Annotated in this window: 21 protein-coding genes; 12 read left to right on the top strand and 9 right to left on the bottom strand. The window is 70.6% G+C overall.

What is annotated here, in order from left to right:
• Positions 1-17 precede the first annotated feature (17 nt).
• The 3 genes from IW249_RS12915 to IW249_RS12905 form a co-directional block, all read right to left on the bottom strand.
• The gene (locus IW249_RS12915; RefSeq protein WP_196924766.1) at positions 18-641 is read right to left on the bottom strand and encodes a TrmH family RNA methyltransferase; all 624 of its coding nucleotides are present in this window, start codon (positions 639-641) and stop codon (positions 18-20) included.
• A 51-nt stretch (positions 642-692) separates the two neighbouring features.
• The gene (locus tag IW249_RS12910) at positions 693-1229 is read right to left on the bottom strand and encodes a hypothetical protein (protein WP_196920947.1); all 537 of its coding nucleotides are present in this window, start codon (positions 1227-1229) and stop codon (positions 693-695) included.
• A gap of 90 nt (positions 1230-1319) precedes the next feature.
• Positions 1320-1835 (bottom strand): MaoC family dehydratase, encoded by a 516-nt coding sequence (locus tag IW249_RS12905; RefSeq protein ID WP_030486570.1) that lies wholly within the window; start codon positions 1833-1835, stop codon positions 1320-1322.
• 548 nt (positions 1836-2383) lie between these two features.
• Between IW249_RS12905 and trxA the strand changes: the two genes are divergently transcribed.
• The 3 genes from trxA (at position 2384) to IW249_RS12890 (ending at position 4294) form a co-directional block, all read left to right on the top strand.
• Entirely contained in the window at positions 2384-2746 is a 363-nt protein-coding gene (gene trxA / locus IW249_RS12900; protein ID WP_030329190.1) for a thioredoxin, read from the top strand.
• A 154-nt stretch (positions 2747-2900) separates the two neighbouring features.
• On the top strand, positions 2901-3341 hold the full coding sequence (locus tag IW249_RS12895; RefSeq protein WP_196920946.1) for a hypothetical protein: 441 nt from the start codon (positions 2901-2903) through the stop codon (positions 3339-3341).
• Positions 3338-4294, top strand: a complete 957-nt coding sequence (locus tag IW249_RS12890) for an HTTM domain-containing protein (RefSeq protein ID WP_196920945.1) — start codon at positions 3338-3340, stop codon at positions 4292-4294. The genes IW249_RS12895 and IW249_RS12890 overlap by 4 nt, the downstream gene beginning before the upstream one ends.
• Here the strand turns inward: IW249_RS12890 and IW249_RS12885 are convergent.
• Positions 4258-4677 (bottom strand): thiol-disulfide oxidoreductase DCC family protein, encoded by a 420-nt coding sequence (locus IW249_RS12885; protein WP_196920944.1) that lies wholly within the window; start codon positions 4675-4677, stop codon positions 4258-4260. The two genes, IW249_RS12890 and IW249_RS12885, sit on opposite strands and share 37 nt — an antisense overlap.
• Before the next feature lie 93 nt (positions 4678-4770).
• On the opposite strand from IW249_RS12885, the gene IW249_RS12880 reads away from it, so the two are divergent.
• The 4 genes from IW249_RS12880 (at position 4771) to IW249_RS12865 (ending at position 9195) form a co-directional block, all read left to right on the top strand.
• Positions 4771-6837, top strand: a complete 2067-nt coding sequence (locus tag IW249_RS12880; protein WP_196920943.1) for an intein-containing Rv2578c family radical SAM protein — start codon at positions 4771-4773, stop codon at positions 6835-6837.
• Positions 6838-7049: 212 nt separating this feature from the next.
• Positions 7050-7640: an RNA polymerase sigma factor gene (locus IW249_RS12875; RefSeq protein WP_196920942.1), complete on the top strand. Its 591-nt coding sequence runs from the start codon at positions 7050-7052 to the stop codon at positions 7638-7640.
• Positions 7637-8599: a LolA-like protein gene (locus tag IW249_RS12870; protein WP_196920941.1), complete on the top strand. Its 963-nt coding sequence runs from the start codon at positions 7637-7639 to the stop codon at positions 8597-8599. The genes IW249_RS12875 and IW249_RS12870 overlap by 4 nt, the downstream gene beginning before the upstream one ends.
• Positions 8600-8787: 188 nt before the next feature.
• On the top strand, positions 8788-9195 hold the full coding sequence (locus IW249_RS12865) for a CoA-binding protein (RefSeq protein WP_196920940.1): 408 nt from the start codon (positions 8788-8790) through the stop codon (positions 9193-9195).
• A 139-nt stretch (positions 9196-9334) separates the two neighbouring features.
• On the opposite strand, the gene IW249_RS12860 is transcribed toward IW249_RS12865, so the two are convergent.
• Positions 9335-10531 carry an acyl-CoA dehydrogenase family protein gene (locus IW249_RS12860; protein WP_196920939.1) on the bottom strand — a complete coding sequence of 399 codons (1197 nt, stop codon included), beginning with the start codon at positions 10529-10531 and terminating at the stop codon, positions 9335-9337.
• 177 nt (positions 10532-10708) lie between these two features.
• Here IW249_RS12860 and IW249_RS12855 point away from each other — a divergent pair, with 177 nt between their 5' ends.
• A complete protein-coding gene (locus tag IW249_RS12855; RefSeq protein ID WP_196920938.1) occupies positions 10709-11248 on the top strand; it encodes a DUF4190 domain-containing protein in 540 nt (179 codons plus the stop codon).
• A 27-nt stretch (positions 11249-11275) separates the two neighbouring features.
• Here the strand turns inward: IW249_RS12855 and IW249_RS12850 are convergent, their stop codons facing one another.
• The gene (locus IW249_RS12850; RefSeq protein ID WP_196920937.1) at positions 11276-12181 is read right to left on the bottom strand and encodes an SDR family NAD(P)-dependent oxidoreductase; all 906 of its coding nucleotides are present in this window, start codon (positions 12179-12181) and stop codon (positions 11276-11278) included.
• Between the two features lie 118 nt (positions 12182-12299).
• On the opposite strand from IW249_RS12850, the gene IW249_RS12845 reads away from it, so the two are divergent.
• Positions 12300-12854 (top strand): DUF4190 domain-containing protein, encoded by a 555-nt coding sequence (locus IW249_RS12845; RefSeq protein ID WP_196920936.1) that lies wholly within the window; start codon positions 12300-12302, stop codon positions 12852-12854.
• Between the two features lie 75 nt (positions 12855-12929).
• Here IW249_RS12845 and IW249_RS12840 read toward each other — a convergent pair whose 3' ends face one another.
• The gene (locus tag IW249_RS12840) at positions 12930-13886 is read right to left on the bottom strand and encodes an HpcH/HpaI aldolase/citrate lyase family protein (protein WP_196920935.1); all 957 of its coding nucleotides are present in this window, start codon (positions 13884-13886) and stop codon (positions 12930-12932) included.
• 128 nt (positions 13887-14014) lie between these two features.
• On the opposite strand from IW249_RS12840, the gene IW249_RS12835 reads away from it, so the two are divergent.
• The gene (locus IW249_RS12835) at positions 14015-14839 is read left to right on the top strand and encodes an SDR family NAD(P)-dependent oxidoreductase (protein ID WP_196924765.1); all 825 of its coding nucleotides are present in this window, start codon (positions 14015-14017) and stop codon (positions 14837-14839) included.
• On the top strand, positions 14832-15125 hold the full coding sequence (locus tag IW249_RS12830) for a hypothetical protein (protein WP_196920934.1): 294 nt from the start codon (positions 14832-14834) through the stop codon (positions 15123-15125). The genes IW249_RS12835 and IW249_RS12830 overlap by 8 nt, the downstream gene beginning before the upstream one ends.
• Positions 15126-15156: 31 nt before the next feature.
• On the opposite strand, the gene IW249_RS12825 is transcribed toward IW249_RS12830, so the two are convergent.
• The gene (locus IW249_RS12825) at positions 15157-16101 is read right to left on the bottom strand and encodes a DMT family transporter (RefSeq protein WP_196920933.1); all 945 of its coding nucleotides are present in this window, start codon (positions 16099-16101) and stop codon (positions 15157-15159) included.
• 105 nt (positions 16102-16206) lie between these two features.
• On the opposite strand from IW249_RS12825, the gene IW249_RS12820 reads away from it, so the two are divergent.
• Positions 16207-16926 carry an HAD family hydrolase gene (locus IW249_RS12820; protein WP_196920932.1) on the top strand — a complete coding sequence of 240 codons (720 nt, stop codon included), beginning with the start codon at positions 16207-16209 and terminating at the stop codon, positions 16924-16926.
• Positions 16927-16934: 8 nt separating this feature from the next.
• Here the strand turns inward: IW249_RS12820 and IW249_RS12815 are convergent, their stop codons facing one another.
• Positions 16935-17465, bottom strand: a complete 531-nt coding sequence (locus IW249_RS12815; RefSeq protein ID WP_196920931.1) for a hypothetical protein — start codon at positions 17463-17465, stop codon at positions 16935-16937.
• Between the last annotated feature and the right edge of the window lie 4 nt (positions 17466-17469).

Raw genomic sequence — 17469 nt, 5'->3', positions numbered from 1 at the left:
TCGGCACCGTACGTGGGTCAGTCCGGCGGCGTTCCGGCGTGCGCACGGATCCAGGCGTGCATGGCGATTCCGCTGGCCACGCCCGCGTTGATCGACCTCGTCGAGCCGTACTGGGCGATGGAGTAGAGCTGGTCGCACGCGGCGCGGGCCGGCTCGGAGAGGCCCGGCCCCTCCTGGCCGAACAGCAGCACGCAGTCCCGGGGCAGGGTGCCGGTCTCCAGCGGACGCGACCCGGGCAGGTTGTCGATGCCGAGCACCGGCAGGTGCCGCTCGGCCGCCCAGGCGACGAACTCCTCGATCGTCTCGTGGTGCCGTACGTGCTGGTACCGATCGGTCACCATCGCGCCGCGCCGGTTCCACCGTCGCCGTCCGACGATGTGCACCTCGGCGGCGTTGAACGCGTTGGCGTTGCGCACCACAGTGCCGATGTTGAAGTCGTGCTGCCAGTTCTCGATCGCCACGTGGAAGCCGTGCCGGTGCCGGTCCAGGTCCGCGACGATCGCCTCGTGCCGCCAGTAGCGGTACCGGTCGACGACGTTGCGCCGGTCCCCCTCCGCCAGCAACTGCCTGTCGTAACGGGGGTCGTCCGGTGGGTCCCCCGGCCAGGGGCCCACGCCCACCTCAAGCTGGTCGTCGGTCACGGTCATCAGAGGGTACGGACCGCGCTGGCGCCGGGCGCGACGACCTGCCGGTCAGCCCAGGTCGAGGGCGGCACCGAGCCGGTCCAGGAAGCGCCGGTCCGCCGGGCTGGCCGGTGGGTCCAGTCGGCGCGCGCCGGTGCCGGGCACCGCGCGACAGACCCGGGCCGCGACAGACTGCACCCACTGGCGGTACGCGGCCGAGTCGGCGGGGTCGGCCCGTCGCCGGAGGACCCGGCTCGCCGCCCGGCAGGCGGCCAGCAGGCCCACCAGGTCGGTGAGCCGCTCGGCGGGTTGCGGGGTGCCGTCGTGGCGGGCGTAGATCGTGGCGACCACCGCGCGGACCAGGTCGCTGTCGGAGGCTCGGCCCGCGGCCACCGCGTCCAGGCCGGCCAGGCTGGCCAGCACCCCACGCTCCGTCCGGCCGGGACCGGGCGCCGCGGCGGCCACGAGGACCCGACCGGGCAGGCTGGTGAGCAGATCCCACTCGGCGGCGGAATAGACAGCGGTGGTCAAGGGTGCGGCTCGGCGGCCGGCAGAGGACGGCTCTCCGGCGACGGAGTGGCTCATCGGAACCTCCGGCGTCAGCATATGCCCCGAGACGGGCACAGGGCCCCTTCCCCCGCAGACCCGCGGCGGGAAGGAGCCTGTGTTCGTCGACGGTCGAGCCCGCCGCGACGGTCAGCGCGGCTCGGGGAAGCTGGGCCGCTCCGGGTCCACCCCGTCGGGCACCGCGGCGGCCGCGTACTCCCGTTTGGGGACCATGACCTTGCGCCGGAAGACGCAGACCATCGTGCCGTCCTGGTTGTAGCCGCGAGTCTCCACGGAGACCACGCCCCGGTCGGGCTTCGAGCCGGACTCACGCTTGTCCAGCACTGTCGTCTCGCCGTAGATGGTGTCGCCGTGGAAGGTCGGCGCGACGTGCCGCAGCGACTCGACCTCCAGGTTGGCGATCGCCTTTCCACTCACGTCGGGCACCGACATGCCGAGCAGCAGCGAGTAGATGTAGTTGCCGACCACGACGTTGCGCTTGAACTGGCTGGCCGTGGCGGCGTAGTGCGCGTCCATGTGCAGCGGGTGGTGGTTCATGGTGAGCAGGCAGAAGAGGTGGTCGTCGTACTCGGTGACGGTCTTGCCCGGCCAGTGCCGGTAGACCGCGCCGACCTCGAACTCCTCGTAGTAGCGACCGAACTGCATGCTGGTCCCTTCGACGGGCGGCGATGGAGTTCGGCACAGCATGCCTTACCGATGGTTAAGGCGACCGGCGGGGCGCGACGGCGGCGGAAATGTCACACCGGTCACTCGCACGAGGGGAGACGCAATGAGCGGCGGGGCCCTCCCCGGCACCCGCCGCCCACGCTCTGATGTGAGGAATTCTGCCCTACGCCTGCGTAGGTTCAACAGAGATCGCGGTCACATTTATCTTTTTGTAACACTACTGTCCGTGACGAGCCGGAGGTTGATCAGCGATCTCTGCAGGCCGGATACCTCCTTGTCAATGCCCAAGTTACCGATTCGTAGTGCTCAATCGGGTGGATCTCCCTGGAAACGCTCCCATTACCGCAGGTCACGCAAGTGCGTCGTGCACTTGCGTTCCGCAGGTGGGGTGTGAACAGACGTGTGTCGATGACCCGCAGAGCCCCTCGGCAGCCCCGAGCACGTTTCGTGCCCCCCCGCCCGGGAATTCGATACGGTCAGCCCTGGTTCTACGGGACGTAGATAAACCGCGGTGATCGGAGAGTGCAATGGCAACCGTTGAGCTGACCTCGGCGAACTTCGACGAGGTGACCGGCAACGACGGCATCGTCCTGGTCGACTTCTGGGCCGACTGGTGTGGTCCGTGCAAGCGGTTCGCCCCGGTCTACGAGCGCTCCTCGGAGAAGCACCAGAACATCGTCTTCGGCAAGGTCGACACGGAGGCTCAGCAGGAGCTGGGCGCCAAGTTCGACATTCGCTCGATCCCGACGATCATGGCGATCCGTGACGGCGTCATCGTCTTCGCCCAGCCGGGCGCCCTTCCCGAGTCCGCGCTGGAGAACCTGATCGAGCAGGTCGAGGCGCTGGACATGGACGACGTCCGCAAGCAGTTGGCCGAGCACAACCACTGAGTCGTCGACACGACGACACGCGAGGCCGGGCCCGGTACGGGCCCGGCCTTCGTCGTACCCCCACCAGCCCTCGCATGATCACCTGCCCGGTCAGGCCGAACTGCCCGTCGGAGGGACCCGGCGCAGCCGGTACATCCCGTATCGTCACGACCCGATGGAGAACCTGACCACCCGCGGGCGCGTGACCCGGCTGGGCGCGACCGCACTCGGTCTCGTCCTGCTCGTCGTCGGCACCTTCTGGGGCAGCGACGACGACTTCCCGTTCGGCCCGTTCCGGATGTACTCCACGTCCAACCCGCCGAACGCACCCGCACCCGACACCCGCGTCGAGGGAGTGAACAGCTCCGGGGCGGTGATCGACCTCGACCAGAACGCGACAGGCATCCGCCGCGCCGAGATCGAGGGTCAGCAGGCCCGGTACGCCGCCGACCCGACGCTGCTCACCGAGGTCGCCGACGCGTACGCCGAACGCCACCCGGACGCCCCCGCGCTGGTCGAGGTCCGCATCGTCATCCGCTGGCACGGCATCCGCGCCGGCCGACCGACCGGCCAACACACCGACCAGACCGTCGTCCGCTGGCAGGCCCCCCGATGAGCTGGCTGACCGAGGCCGTCCCCCGGGGCCGGGTGGCCGCTTTCCGCACCCTGATCTACCTGTTCGTCGCCGCCGACCTGGTGATCTTCACCCCCTGGGTACGCACCCGGGTCAGCGTGCCCGGCGACCTGTACCAGCCGCTCCTGATCGGCCGCCTGCTCCCACTGCCGACGCCGACCGAGACACTGGTGACGGTGATCTTCTGGGCGTTGCTGCTGCTCGCTCTCCTCGCCGCCACCGGACGGGCGCCCCGGGTGCTCGGCTGGGCGGTGTGCGCGCTGTACCTGGAGTGGATGATCATCGCGATGAGCTACGGGAAGGTCGACCACGACCGGTTCGGGCTGCTCGTCGCGCTGGCAGTGCTGCCCACCGCCGGTCGCGCCCGACACGGCGACACCACCCGCACCGAGGCCGGCGGTTGGGCGCTCCGCGTCACCCAGATCGCGGTGATCTGCACGTACTTCCTGGCCGCCTTCGCCAAGCTGCGCTTCGGCGGTCTGGACTGGCTGACCGGCTCGGTTCTGGCCCGCGCGATCATCCGACGCGGCACCGACCTGGCGGACCTGATCGCCCAGGTGCCGCACCTGCTGATCGTCGCCCAGTTCGGCATCGTGGCGTTCGAGCTGCTGAGCCCGGTGGTCTTCCTGCTGCCACCCCGCTGGCGACTCGCCATGGTCGGCTTCTTCTACTCGTTCCACGCGGTCACCATCGCGACCATCACGATCTCGTTCGCGCCGCACCTGGCCGCGATGACCAGCTTCCTACCGCTGGAACGGGTGCGCCCGCTGGTCTGGGCCCGCCGGCTGATCGGGCGTGGCCCTTCCGAGGCGGCGACCGACGTCCCTCCGACGGACGCCGACACGGTGCCGCCCGGCCAGGACACCGTGGGAGCCCGTGCGGAGCGAGCGCTGGACGATCAGGCGCCGGTGGTCGGGCGACCAGTCGGGCCGTAGAGCCGCTCCCGGGCCTCCTGCGGCAGGGAACAGGCCGCCGTACCACCGGGAAGTCGGTGCCGGTTGCGCGCCACCCAGCGGTACAACGGCCAGGCTGCGGCGCGCGCCGGCGGGAACCGCAGACCAGCGCCGGCCACCCGCCAGAGCGGACCACTCGCGGTGAGCAGCTTCGCGATGGCGTCCGGACCCGCGGCGCGCGAGCCGTCCGCGCCGACCCACTGCACTGCCTCCTCGCACTCGGCCACTGTGAGGCCGAGCGCGTCCAGGTCGGCGAACTGCCAGGGCACCACCCGCGCGGCGGTGGGGATGCGGCGCTCGATGAACTCCGCACAGGTCGTGCAGAACGCGCAGTCCCCGTCGTAGACGAAGGTCGACGTCTCCATGGTGTCCATCCTCCCCTCTCCGACCACCCGGACGCCCACCGGTGTACGGCGGGTCACTTGCGCTCGCCTCGTACACGTGTTCGAATAGTGGCCATGCGCTGGGACAACCTCACCGCTCCCCCGGTTGAGGGAGACCCCGAGCGGGCAGCGCCAGCGACGCCACCCCTGCCGCTGGCGCTGCCCGGCGCCGTCGCCCGCACCTTCGACACCCCCGAGTTCGCCGGGATGACCTTCTACGAGGTGCAGGCCAAGTCCATCCTCAACCGGGTGCCCGGGCAGTCCCGCGTCCCGTTCGAGTGGACGATCAACCCGTACAGGGGCTGCTCTCATGCCTGTGTTTACTGCCTGGGCGCCGACACCCCGATCCTGATGGCGGACGGTCGCACGAAGCCGATCAGCGAACTGGAGCCGGGCGACCGCATCTACGGGACCGAGCGACGGGGCGCCTACCGCCGATACGTGACCACCACCGTCCTCGACAAGTGGTCCACGGTGAAGCCGGCCTACCGGGTCACACTGGAGGACGGCACGACACTCATCGCCAGCGGCGACCACCGGTTCCTCTCTGAACGTGGCTGGAAGTACGTCACCGGGGCCATGCATGGCAACGCCCGACGCCCCTACCTGACCATCAACAACCGCCTGATCGGCACCGGTCGTTTTGCCTCCGGGCCCAAGGAGTCACCCGACTATCGCCGGGGTTACCTGTGCGGCATGGTCCGTGGAGATGCGCACCTGGGCACGTTCTCGTACTCGTACGGGACTGTGCACCGGTTCCGGCTGGCGTTGGCCGATGACGAGGCATTGAGCCGCAGTGAGCGGTACCTCGCCCTCGAAGAGATCAAGACACAGCGTTTCGATTTCACCCCGGCCAGTCCCACGCGACGTGCAGTGGCCGCCATCCGAACCTCTAAACAGCGCGACATCCTGGCGATCACCGAACTCGTTCGTTGGCCGGTCGAGCCCAGTGACGACTGGCGGCTTGGCTTCCTGGCCGGCATCTTCGACGCGGAGGGCAGTTGCAGCAGAGGCATTCTGCGCATCAGCAACAGCGACGACGCCATCCTCGACCAGACGACAGCAGCATTGCGCCATTTCGGTTTCGCCTGCGTGCGAGAAGACCGCGGCCTACCCAACCGTGTGCGGGAGATCAGGTTGACCGGGGGCCTCGCCGCCCGGCTCCGGTTCTTTCACCTGACCGACCCTGCCATCACCCGGAAGCGGTCGATCGAGGGTGGCGCACTGAAGCATCAGGGCGCCCTCAAGGTTGTCGGCATCGAGGCACTCGGGCTGGAGTTGCCGCTCTGGGACATCACCACTGGCACCGGGGACTTCATCGCCAACGGAGTGGTCAGCCACAACTGCTTCGCCCGAAACACGCACACTTACCTCGATCTCGATGCCGGCGCCGACTTCGACCGGAAGGTGATCGTCAAGGTCAACGCCGGTGAGCTGGTCCGGCGGGAGCTGGCCGCACCGCGCTGGCGGGGCGCACACGTGGCGATGGGGACCAACGTGGACTGCTACCAGCGCGCCGAGGGTCGTTACCGGCTGATGCCGCAGATCATCGGTGCCCTGCGAGACTTCGCCAACCCGTTCTCGATCCTCACCAAGGGCACACTGATCCTGCGCGACCTGCCGCTGCTGCGCCAAGCCGCCGAGGTGACCACGGTGGGCATCTCGTTCTCGGTGGGGTTCGTCGACGAGCACCTCTGGCGCACCGTCGAACCGGGCACACCGCACCCACGCCGCCGGCTCGACGCCGTCCGGGCACTCGCCGACGCCGGCTTCTCCGTCGGCGTGCTGATGGCCCCGATCCTGCCCGGCCTCAGCGACAGCGACGAGTCGATCGAGGCCACCGTCTCGGCGATCGCCGCCGCCGGAGCGACCAGCGTGACCGCCCTGCCCCTGCACCTGCGCCCCGGCGCCCGGGAGTGGTACGCGCAGTGGCTCGCCCGTGAGCACCCGCACCTCGTGCCCCGCTACCGCGAGCTGTACCGGGCCGGCGCGTACGCGCCGCAGGCGTACCAGCGGGAGCTGACCGCGCGGGTGCGGATCGCGGCCCGCCGGCACGGGCTGCACCGCGCCGAGGTGGGCGACAACCGCCAACTGCCCGAGCCGCCTCCTGCGCCGACCGCCGAGCAGATGACCCTGCTCTAGCCTTACGTGCCGGGCAGGGACGCCTCTACCTGCGTGAACGCTGATCGGTCGCACCTGCTTTTTGCAACTGCGGCACGTGGCGACCAACGGACAGTAGCCACGCAACACGTAGCGCTCGCGTGGGCCTTGGGCCGGAGGTGGCGGGAACCTGGCGTCGGCGCCAGACAAGAACCAGGTATGAACACACCGTCGAACCAGGGGGCCATCGGGACATGACTGTGACCGAGCGCTCCGACGCGCTGTTGGTAACGGGGGCGCCTGAACTGTTCGGGGAGCTGTACGAGCGGTACGGCGGTTGGCTGTACGACTTCAGCGCCCGACGGGTCGGGCGACAGCTCGCCGAGGATCTGGTCGCCGAGACGTTCCTGGTGGCGTTCTCGCGACGCGACCGGTACGACACGTCGGTGGCCAACGCGCGCCCGTGGCTGTTCGGCATCCTGACCAACCTGCTGCGCAACTACCACCGTGCCGAGGTGCGGTGGCTGCGAGCACTGGAGAAATCGGGTTCGGACCCGCTCGGCGGTTCCGGTCAGCACAACTTCGCCGACCGGGCCAACGAACGGCTCGACGCCAAGGCCGCCACGCAGACATTGGCCGGCGCGCTCGCCGCGATGCCGCACGACCAACGCGATCTGCTCCTGCTGCATGTCTGGGCCGGCTTGGACTATCCGGAGCTGGCCTCCGCGCTCGGCCTGGCACCGGGCACCGTCCGGTCCCGCCTCCACCGGGCCAAGGCACGCCTGCGCCTCGCGATGCCCGCTCACTACGCACCGTCCACGTCTGCGAACGAGGGAACCGCATGAACATCAATTCCGACTCCGACAATTCGGGCGTCGACCTGCTTGTCGGCTTCCGCGAGGACCTGACCGGCGCTCCGGCGGACGCCACCGACCGGATGCGGCACGCGATCCTCAACGGGTCGGTCTACCGGCGCCCGGCCCCGAAGCGCTGGTTTCTGCGCCGGCCAGCGATTGCGACCGCGACCGCTTTCGCCCTGGCGGGTCTCACCGCCGGTGGTGTCGCGCTGAGCACGGTCGACGGCGGCACCGGTCAACCGGGCGGAGCCTCCGCCAGCTCGACGGACACGTCTCGCCAGTGGCAGTTGCGCGACATCACCTATGTCAGCGCACAGACCCAAGCCGCGCTGGGCGACGCGGACGACTACGTCGTGAAGGTCCGCGACGCCTACCCGGGCGGCCGGATCGACTACTGGACGGACAAGCAGACCGGGCGCTCCCGGGTCGACATCTACCGGGGCGACGGCAGCCCGGACTCCTCCCTGGTGACGATCGTCGCCGACGGGAAACAGCGCGGTACCCAGATCAGCCACCCCGAGCGGACGTACTTCGAGTTCGTCGGTTCTGCGAAGGACGCGACCGGCACGGTCTTCGTTCCGAACGACCCGGCGAGCATCAGGGCCTGGCTCGCCAAGGGGAGCCTGGAGATCGTGGGCCAGGAGAAGGTGGACGGGCACGACACCGTGCACCTGCGGTTGAAGCCGGGAACGGCGACCTACACCGCTGAGCTCTGGGTGGACGAGACCTCGTTCCTGCCGTACAAGACGGTCGCCGACAAGAGCGGAAAGGTGACCGACAAGGCAGAGGTCAGCACCTTCGAGTGGCTGCCCCGCACGGCCGAGAACCTGAACCACTTCGACCTGACGCCGCCCGCCGGTTACACGAAGTTCGAGGGCAAGACCAAGGGCGACTCGACGCGCACCGCTCCCACCGCCCCGCCCCTTCCCGGCGGGCCGACCAACTGACGGTCCTGGATCGCCGATCCCCGCGCTCCGGGGGTCGGCGATCCAGGACGTGCCCGGCCTGATCGGTTCTGCGCGAACCGCCGACCGGGGCCAGGACCTAGGGGCGTCCAGTCGGGCCCCCAGCCGCAGCTGCTCGTCGGCGGGTTCTGCGCCTGCCTGCGGCGGGCGGACGGCGCTACAGTCGGCGGGTGCGTACCGCTCAGCAGATCCTCGCCGAAGCCGCCGTGATCGCCGTCGTGGGCGCGTCCCGCGACCCCGGCAAGGCCGCGCACGGCGTGCCGTTGCAGATGCAGCAGTACGGCTGGCGCATCATCCCGGTCAACCCGACGGTCGACGAACTGTTCGGGGAACGGGCCTACCCGACCCTCGCCGACATTCCCCACCCCGTCGACCTGGTGGACGTGTTCCGACCGGCGGCCGACGCCGTGCAGGTGGTCCGGGACGCGGTGGCGATCGGCGCCCCCGCGGTGTGGCTGCAACTGGGCATCGTCTCGGCCGAGGCGCGACGGATCGCCGAGGAGGCCGGCATCGACTACGTCGAAGACCGCTGCCTCATCGTCGAACGCGCCGCCGCCAACCTGACCCGCCTGACCTGACCAACCCACCCCAACCCCGCGCCCCACGCCCGCTCCCCGCGATCTTGCACTTTCTGTCCCGGCATATCGGACACAAGGGGCAATCGGGCAACCGAAAGTGCAAGATCGCGGAAGCCGGGCGGCACAGGGGTGGGGCGGGTTAGAGCTTGTATTCCTTGAGCAGGCCTCGGGAGATGATGGTCTTCTGGATCTCTGACGTGCCCTCGCCGATGAGCAGGAACGGGGCCTCCCGCATCAGCCGCTCGATCTCGTACTCCTTGGAGTAGCCGTAGCCGCCGTGGATGCGGAACGCCTCCTGGACGACCTCGGCGCAGTACTCCGAGGCGAGCAGCTTGGCCATCCCGGCCTCGACGTCGTTGCGCTGACCGGCGTCCTTGAGTCGGGCGGCGTTGACCATGAGGGCGTGCGCGGCCTCGATCTTCGTGCCCATCTCGGCGAGCTTGAAGGCGATCGCCTGGTGCTTGGCGAGGGGCTGACCGAAGGTCTTGCGCTGCTGGGCGTAGCTCACCGCCAGCTCGAAGGCGCGGATGGAGATGCCGCAGGCGCGGGCGGCCACGTTGACCCGGCCCACCTCGATGCCGTCCATCATCTGGTAGAAACCGCGGCCCACCTGGTCGGCGCCGCCGAGGATCGCGGAGTCGGGGACGGTCACCCCGTCGAGCACCATTTCGGTGGTCTCGACGCCCTTGTAACCCATCTTCTCGATCTTGCCGGGGATGGTGAGACCGGGGGCGGTCTCGCCGAACCCCGGCTCCTTCTCCAGCAGGAAGGTGCTCATGTTGCCGTAGACGGAGTCCGCGCCGGTGTCGGTCTTGACCAGGGTGGCCACCACCGAGGAGTACGCCCCGTTGGTGAGCCACATCTTCTGCCCGTTGAGCACGTAGCTGTCCCCGTCACGGACGGCCCGGGACTTGATCGCGGAGACGTCGGAGCCGGTCTCGGGCTCGGACATGGAGAACGCGCCGCGCACCTCGCCGGTGGCCATCTTCGGCAGCAGGCGGGCCTTCTGCTCGGCGGAGCCATGCTGGGAGATCAGGTACGCCACGATGAAGTGGGTGTTGACGATGCCGGAGATCGACATCCAGCCTCGGGAGAGCTGCTCCACCACCAGCGCGTAGGTGAGCAGCGATTCGCCGAGCCCGCCGTACTCCTCGTCGATGGTGAGACCGAAGAGCCCCATCTCGCGCATGCCGTCGAGGATGTCGGTGGGGTACTCGTCGGCGTGCTCCAGCCGCTGCGCGTGCGGGATGATCTCCTTGTCGGCGAAGTCCCGAACGGTCTCCAGGATCGACTGTTGCACATCGGTCAGGCCGGGCGTCTGGGCGAGTCGGGCCATCTCAGCCTCCGGGGATCCGCGCACTACTCATGGGTAACTGAACGCTGGGTCAGTATCGGCCCCTCGGGTCGACGAGGCCAAGGTGACCAGTCCACACAACCGCTGTGAAAAGGTTCACCGCTGCGGGTAGCGTCCGGCAAGAGGGACTTTTCCGGCACCGGCAGGAGGAGGACAGCTGTGAGCTACCCGCCGCCGTCGGGACCACCCGAGGACGAGCCACCGCCGTCACCCTACGAGCCACCCAGGGACCAGTCGCCGTACGCGCCACCGCCGCCCGGCCAGCCGCCGTACGCGCCGCAGCCGGACCAGCCGGCGTACGAGCTGCCGGCGGAACGCTCACCGTACGGACCACCAGCGGACGAACCGTCGCCGTACGGCCACCAGGGGCCGCAGCAGTCGGCGCACTGGAGTCAGCAACCGCCGTACCCCCCGCAGGGCCCCTACGGCCAGTACGGCCCACCGCCGGGCGGGCCCGGTCGGGGCACCAACGTGCTGGCGATCCTGTCTCTGGTGTTCGCCTTCGTCTTTCCGCCTGCCGGCGCCGTCCTCGGCCACGTGGCCAAGCGGCAGATCCGCACCAGCGGCGAAGAGGGCGGCCAGCTCGCGACCTGGGGGCTGATTCTGGGCTACGTCTTCACCGGGCTCACCGTGCTTGCCTGCTGTGGCTGGCTGGCGCTCGTGGCCTTCAGCAACAACGGCGACAGCGGCGGCTACTGACGAGCGGGCCGGTGCGGACCGGCGCGGTCAGCGGAAGCGGGCCTCGCGGACGCTGTTGCCGCCGTCCACCACCAGCATCTGCCCGGTGATGTACGAGGCGGCCGGCGAGCAGAGGAAGCTGATCGCGGCGGCGACCTCGTCCGGCGTGCCCGGTCGCCCCACCGGGGTGCCCAGCCCCTGCTTGATCTCGGCCATCGTGGACGCCGCGGTGTAGATGGTGCCGGGCGCCACCGCGTTGACCGTCACGCCGTCGGCGATCATCTCCATGGCCAGGGCCCGGGTCAGCCCGACGACCCCGGCCTTCGCCGCGGCGTACGCGGCCTCGGTGGGCAGGGCGTTGACCGGGCCGGCGGTGGCGGACAGGTTGACGATCCGACCCCAACCCCGCTCGGCCATCCCGCCGATGAACGCCCGGCTGCACAGGAACGCGGTGGACAGGTTGCGGTCGATCTCACCGCGCCACTCGTCGTAGGTCAGCTGCGCTACCGGCCGCAGCACCCCCTGGCTGGCCCGACTGGCCAGGCCGGCGTTGTTGACCAGCACCTCGACGTCGCCCAACTGCTCGGCGACCGCATCGGCCAGCGCGCCGACCTCGGACTCGTCGGTCAGGTCCGCGACGAAGCCGGTCACCCCCAGCTCGGTCGCCCGCTCATGGATGCGTCGGGTGGTGGAGACGATGGCCACCCGAGCGCCCAGGTCGGCGAGTCGCCGCGCGGTGGCGTACCCGATGCCGTCCGGGCTGCCCGCCCCGGTGACCAGGGCGACCCGCCCGTCGAGGCGCATGGTGACCGGGTCGGCGAGCGCGACCGGCTCGTCGGGGCCGGGGCTGCCCGCCGGGGCGGCCGTCCGGGCGCGCCGGGCCGCGCCCGGGCGGCTGACGTCCCGTCGGGGTCGACTGCCGGAACGGTCCGCGGCGCGCGCGTCGAATGCCATGCCAGGGATCCTGCCCGTTACGACCGGCCCGGGCAACGCGGCACCCGGAAGCGGGGGCGTCGGGTTTGGGCGGCGCTGGCTACCCTGTCTCCGCACCCCGACCTGACGGAGAGTTCGCATGACCAATCCCCCGCCGCCCGGCAACTGGACCGATCCCACGTGGTCGGCCCAGCCGTCGAGCCCCGCACCTGACCCCACAGTGGTGGCCGGGCAGCCGGTGCCCCCGCAACCGGGCCCGGTCGACCCGTACGCCCCCGACCCGTACGCCCCGAACCCGTACGCCCCGGTCGACCCGTACGCCGGCGCGCAGCCGCCAGCCACCCAGCCGATGCCCGGTTACGCCCCGCCCGGTTACGCCCCGCAGGGCTACCCGCCGCAGTACCCCGGCTACGGCTACCCGCAGCCGCCGAAGACCAACGGGATGGCCATCGCGGCGTTCGTGCTGGCCCTGATCGGTGTCACGTCCTGCATCACCGCGCCGGTCGGCGCGATCCTCGGGCACGTCGCGCAGAAGCAGATCCGGCAGAGCGGCGAGGGCGGTGCGGGGATGGCGAAGGCTGCCATCATCGTCGGCTGGATCCTCACCGGGTTCCTGGTGCTGGTGATCCTCTTCTATGTTGGCGCGATCATCTACGCGATCGCGACGAGCAACGACAGCAGCAGCGGTTACTGACCGGCGGGCGGGCCGTCGTACCGTCGATCGTCGAGCCGGACCGACAGCCGGCGGCTGTCGTCCCGGCCCGGCCGGTCACTGCTCCGGTGGGGTGAACGACGAGGTACGGCTCATCCCGGCGGCGCGGCCCTTGGCGGCGACCACCAGCGCCATCTTGCGGGACGCTTCGTCGATCATCTCGTCGCCGAGCATCACGGCGCCGAGCCGGCCGCCGGCCTCCGAGGTGTAGTGCTCGTACGCGTCGAGGATCAGCTCGGCGTGGTCGTAGTCGTCCTGCGCCGGCTGGTAGACCTCGTTGGCGGCGTCGATCTGGCCCGGGTGCAGCACCCACTTGCCGTCGAAGCCCAGTGCGGCCGAACGCTTGGCCACCTCGCGGAACGCGTCGACGTCGCGGATCTGCAGGAACGGGCCGTCGATGGCCTGTTTGTCGTGCATCCGCGCGGCCATCAGGATCCGCATCAGGATGTAGTGGTACGGGTCGCCCGGGTAGTCCGGGATCAGGCCGCCGACCACCATCGACTTCATGTTGATCGACGCCATGAAGTCGGCCGGGCCGAAGATGATGGTCTCCACGCGCGGTGAGGCGGCGGCGATCGCGTCCACGTTGACCAGACCGGCGGCGTTCTCGATCTGCGCCTCGATGCCGATCCGGCCGACCTCCAGGCCGATCGTCTTCTCGATCTGGGTGAGCGTCAGGTCCAGCCACTGCACCTGGGCGGCGGTCTGCACCTTCGGCAGCATGATGCAGTCCAGGTTGGCGCCGGCGCCCTCGACGACCTCGATGACGTCCCGGTAGGTCCACGGGGTGGTCAGGTCGTTGACCCGGACCACCCGGGTCTTGCCGGCCCAGTCACCCTCGTTGAGGACGGCCACGATGTTCTTGCGCGCGTCCGGTTTGGCCAGTGGGGCGACGGCGTCCTCCAGGTCGAGGAAGACCTGGTCGGCCGGGAGCCCCTGGGCCTTGCCGAGCATCTTCACGCTGGAACCCGGCACGGCGAGGCAGGACCTGCGGGGGCGACCGACTGCGGCCATGGATGCGCTCCTTCCAGCGTCCGGCGGGCATGCCGACGCCACCTGACGACAGATCCGGGACCTTAACGATCCCAAAGGGCGTTGTGACGCCACGGTAACCTCGCGCCATGACCGGGGTGAATGGACCTGTGGAAGATCTCACTGGACGTCGACTGGTGGTGGTGACCGGGGCCAGCTCCGGTATCGGGCTGGCCGCCGCCGTGCAGCTGGCCTGCCGTGGCGACCAGGTGGTGCTGGTCGGGCGGGACCCGGCCCGCCTCCAGGCCGCAGCCGTTCGGGTACGAGAGAACTCCGGTGAACGTCCGGAGCTGTTCCGGGCCGACTTCGCGGTCCTCGACGACGTACGCCGGCTGGCCGAGCAGCTCCGGGCCGCGTACGACCGGATCGACGTGCTCGCCAACAACGCCGGCGCGATCGCGCTGCAACCACTGCGCACCGTCGACGGTTTCGAGATGTCGATCCAGGCCAACCACCTGGCCCCGTTCCTGCTGACCAACCTGCTCGCCGACCGGGTGGGCCGGGTCGTGGTGACCGCCTCCGGCGCGCACCGCTTCGGCGCACTCGACCCGGACGACCTGAACAAACCACTGCGGGACTACCGGCCGATGGGGGCGTACGGCACCAGCAAGCAGGCGAACATCCTGTTCACCGCCGAGGGCGCCCGGCGCTGGCCGGACACCTCCGCGTACAGCTTCCACCCCGGAGTGGTGCGTACCCGGTTCGCCAACGACAGTCGGCTGGTCGCGTTCGGCATGCGTTTCATGCCGTTCCGCAGCCCGGAGAAGGGTGCCGAGACCCTGGTGTGGCTGGCCAACCAGGAGCGCTCCCGGCTGATCAACGGCGGTTACTACGCCGACCGCCGGCCGCGTCGACCGCTCCGGAAGGCCGCCGATCCGCAGCTCGCCGCCCGGCTGTGGGCGGCGAGCGCCAAGGCGGTCGGTCTCGATGACTGACCGGGCCGGTGTGCTGACACTCGTCGCGATCGTCGAGTTCGCCGACGGCGCCGAGGCGGCCGGGCAGCGGTACGAGGACGCCGTGCTGACCCTGCTCGAACGGCACGGCGGCCGGTTGGAGCGGCGACTGCGCGGCACCGACGGGCAGGCCGAGGTGCACGTGATCCGGTTCGACGGGCGGGCCGGCTACGAGTCGTTCCTCGCCGACCCGGACCGGGCGGCCCTGCGTACCGTCCTCGGCGAGGCCGCCCCGACGACCCGGGTCATCGAGGTGTACGAGAGCTAGCCTGCTGAGCGGGTGAACTCGTGCCGGGCGGTCAGTCGGCCAGCGGGGTCGGGTCGGCCGGCATGGCTGTGGGTTCGCCGCGCCGGCCGCCGAGCACCACCACCGCCACCCCGACCAGCAGCATCGCCATCCCGAGCAGCGCGTACGGGCGGGGTAGCTGACCCAGCCAGGCCCAGCCGAGCACTGCCGCGCCGGGCGCCTCCAACAGGATCAGCACGCTCACCGTGGTCGCCGGGATCTTCCGCAGGGCGTAGTTGAACATCGAGTGCCCGAGCAGTTGGGCGCCGGCCACCAGGGCCAGGATGGCCAACCAGGTACGCCCGTCGAACCCGCTCAGTCGTACGCCGCCGACCAGGCACAGGGCCAGCAGGATCAAAGAACAGATGCCGTAGCAGATGGTGGTGTAGGTGGTGGTGCTGATGCTGGTCCGGGCCCGTTCCCCGAAGGCGGTGTAGACGGCGGCGAACAGGGCGCCGACCAACGCCAGCACGTCACCGAGGACGGCCCGCCCGGAGACTCCCACGTCCACCCCGGTGGCGACGGCCGCGCCGCCGACCGCTACCGCGATGCCGATCCACACCACCCGGGGCAGCGGACGCCCCTGGGCGCGGGCGATCAACCCCTGCCAGACCGGTTGGGTGGCGACCAGGGCGGTCGAAGTGGCGACGGAGGTGAGCTGGGCGCTCGGCACCCAGGTCGCGAAGTGCCCGGCCAGGGCGACCCCGGACAGGACGCAGAACAGCCCCTCCCGCCGGCCCGCACCCACTGTCAGCCTGCGGAATTCTTCGCGACGTCGGACCAGCGCGAAGGGGCTCAGCACGGCCACCGCGAGCAGGTTGCGCCAGAGCGCGATGGCCAGCGCGGGTGCGGCGGCGTACGCGATCAGTGGCGCCGACGACGACACGGCGACCACGGCCAGCCCGACCGCGCCGGTGGTCAGCGGATCGACTGTCGGCCGGGGTGAAGGTGGGGGCACGGGACGTAATCCTCACACGTGTGACGGTCAGCACGGACGGTCATCACTCCGTTACGATCACGCGGTTCCGCGCCGGCGACCCCGACCGCCCGGAGGCGTTCCCCCATGCCCAGCTACCAGGCGGTGCTGTTCGACTTCTTCGGCACCCTGACCCGATCGGTGCAACGCGGTGTCGCGCACCTCGGCACCGCCGAGCTGCTCGGCTGCCACACCGACACGTTGACCGAGGTGCTGGACCGGACCTACTACGAACGGGCCACCGGCCTCCTCGGCAACGCGGAGGCGACCCTGCGCTGGGTGTGCGCCCAGGCCGGCGTACACCCCAGCGACCAGGCGGTGCGGGCGGCGGTGGCGTCCCGGCACCGGGCGGTCCGCGCGGACACCTGGCTGCGGGCCGACGCGGTGCCGGTGCTGGCGGCCCTGCGCCAGCGTGGCCTTCGCACCGGGCTAATCAGCGACTGTACGCACGAACTGCCCGCCTTCCTGCCACAGCTCGCGATCGCCCCGCTGCTCGACGTACGGGTCTTCTCGGTGCAGGTCGGCCGGTGCAAACCGGATCCGACGCTCTACCTGACCGCCTGCCAGCGGCTCGGGCTGGCGCCGGGCGACTGCCTGTACGTCGGTGACGGCGGCAGCCAGGAGTTGACCGGCGCCGAGCAGGCCGGGATGACAGCCGTCCGGCTCGCCGCACCGGATCTGGCCACGCACCTGGTGTTCAACGCGGAGCGGGACTGGCGCGGCCCGACCCTCGGCACCCTGGCCGAGGTGCTCGCACTCGTCGACGCCGACGCCGACGTGGCGGGTGTCGGCGGCCGGGCCGGCTGATCGACTGATCAGCGGCGGCGGACCCGGTGCAGGCGGAACGGCTTGCGGGTGGCCCGCACCGCCGGAGTCGGCCGGGGCGGCTCGGCCTGCGCGTCGGCCGGCAACTCCGTACCGGCCAGCGGTGTACCGCCCGGGGCGAGTCGGTTCACCGCGCACCCGTCGGCGGCCCACCGGGCCACCAGGTCGACGGTCGGACCGGGCGCGTTGAGGCGCTTCGCCGCCACCAGCGGCGCCGTGGTGTCCCACTCCTCGGTGCCCGGCAGCAACCGGCTCACCCGGGCCGGCCAGGTGACGATCCGACCGCCGTGGTCGCCGCGCAGGGTGACCTGGGCCTCGGTCGCGTCGGCCAGACCCGGCGCCGCCTGCTCCCCCGGCCCGCTGACCACCAGGAGCGCGCCCTCCAGCGGAGCACACCAGAGCGCGAGCGCCGGCCCACCGGCAACACTGACCCAGGCCACGGCGGCCTTCTTCATCGCCTCGTCGACCAGGGGGGTGCCCCCCGGAGCGTCCTCGTCAGTCACACCCGCATCCTCCCGCATCGGC

Source organism: Micromonospora vinacea (assembly GCF_015751785.1).
In the GTDB taxonomy this organism is placed as follows: domain Bacteria; phylum Actinomycetota; class Actinomycetes; order Mycobacteriales; family Micromonosporaceae; genus Micromonospora; species Micromonospora vinacea.
The sequence above is the reverse complement of the archived record's forward strand: the minus strand, read 5'-3'. Positions and strand labels throughout refer to the sequence as shown.

Excerpts from the sequence above, each read along its gene's own strand:
- IW249_RS12910 (WP_196920947.1), bottom strand. The coding sequence starts at position 1,229 with ATGCTGACGCCGGAGGTTCCGATGAGCCACTCCGTCGCCGGAGAGCCG.
- IW249_RS12905 (WP_030486570.1), bottom strand. The coding sequence starts at position 1,835 with ATGCAGTTCGGTCGCTACTACGAGGAGTTCGAGGTCGGCGCGGTCTAC.
- trxA (WP_030329190.1), top strand. The coding sequence starts at position 2,384 with ATGGCAACCGTTGAGCTGACCTCGGCGAACTTCGACGAGGTGACCGGC.
- IW249_RS12895 (WP_196920946.1), top strand. The coding sequence starts at position 2,901 with ATGGAGAACCTGACCACCCGCGGGCGCGTGACCCGGCTGGGCGCGACC.
- IW249_RS12890 (WP_196920945.1), top strand. The coding sequence starts at position 3,338 with ATGAGCTGGCTGACCGAGGCCGTCCCCCGGGGCCGGGTGGCCGCTTTC.
- IW249_RS12885 (WP_196920944.1), bottom strand. The coding sequence starts at position 4,677 with ATGGAGACGTCGACCTTCGTCTACGACGGGGACTGCGCGTTCTGCACG.
- IW249_RS12880 (WP_196920943.1), top strand. The coding sequence starts at position 4,771 with ATGCGCTGGGACAACCTCACCGCTCCCCCGGTTGAGGGAGACCCCGAG.
- IW249_RS12875 (WP_196920942.1), top strand. The coding sequence starts at position 7,050 with ATGACTGTGACCGAGCGCTCCGACGCGCTGTTGGTAACGGGGGCGCCT.
- IW249_RS12870 (WP_196920941.1), top strand. The coding sequence starts at position 7,637 with ATGAACATCAATTCCGACTCCGACAATTCGGGCGTCGACCTGCTTGTC.
- IW249_RS12860 (WP_196920939.1), bottom strand. The coding sequence starts at position 10,531 with ATGGCCCGACTCGCCCAGACGCCCGGCCTGACCGATGTGCAACAGTCG.
- IW249_RS12850 (WP_196920937.1), bottom strand. The coding sequence starts at position 12,181 with ATGGCATTCGACGCGCGCGCCGCGGACCGTTCCGGCAGTCGACCCCGA.
- IW249_RS12845 (WP_196920936.1), top strand. The coding sequence starts at position 12,300 with ATGACCAATCCCCCGCCGCCCGGCAACTGGACCGATCCCACGTGGTCG.
- IW249_RS12840 (WP_196920935.1), bottom strand. The coding sequence starts at position 13,886 with ATGGCCGCAGTCGGTCGCCCCCGCAGGTCCTGCCTCGCCGTGCCGGGT.
- IW249_RS12830 (WP_196920934.1), top strand. The coding sequence starts at position 14,832 with ATGACTGACCGGGCCGGTGTGCTGACACTCGTCGCGATCGTCGAGTTC.
- IW249_RS12820 (WP_196920932.1), top strand. The coding sequence starts at position 16,207 with ATGCCCAGCTACCAGGCGGTGCTGTTCGACTTCTTCGGCACCCTGACC.
- IW249_RS12815 (WP_196920931.1), bottom strand. The coding sequence starts at position 17,465 with ATGCGGGAGGATGCGGGTGTGACTGACGAGGACGCTCCGGGGGGCACC.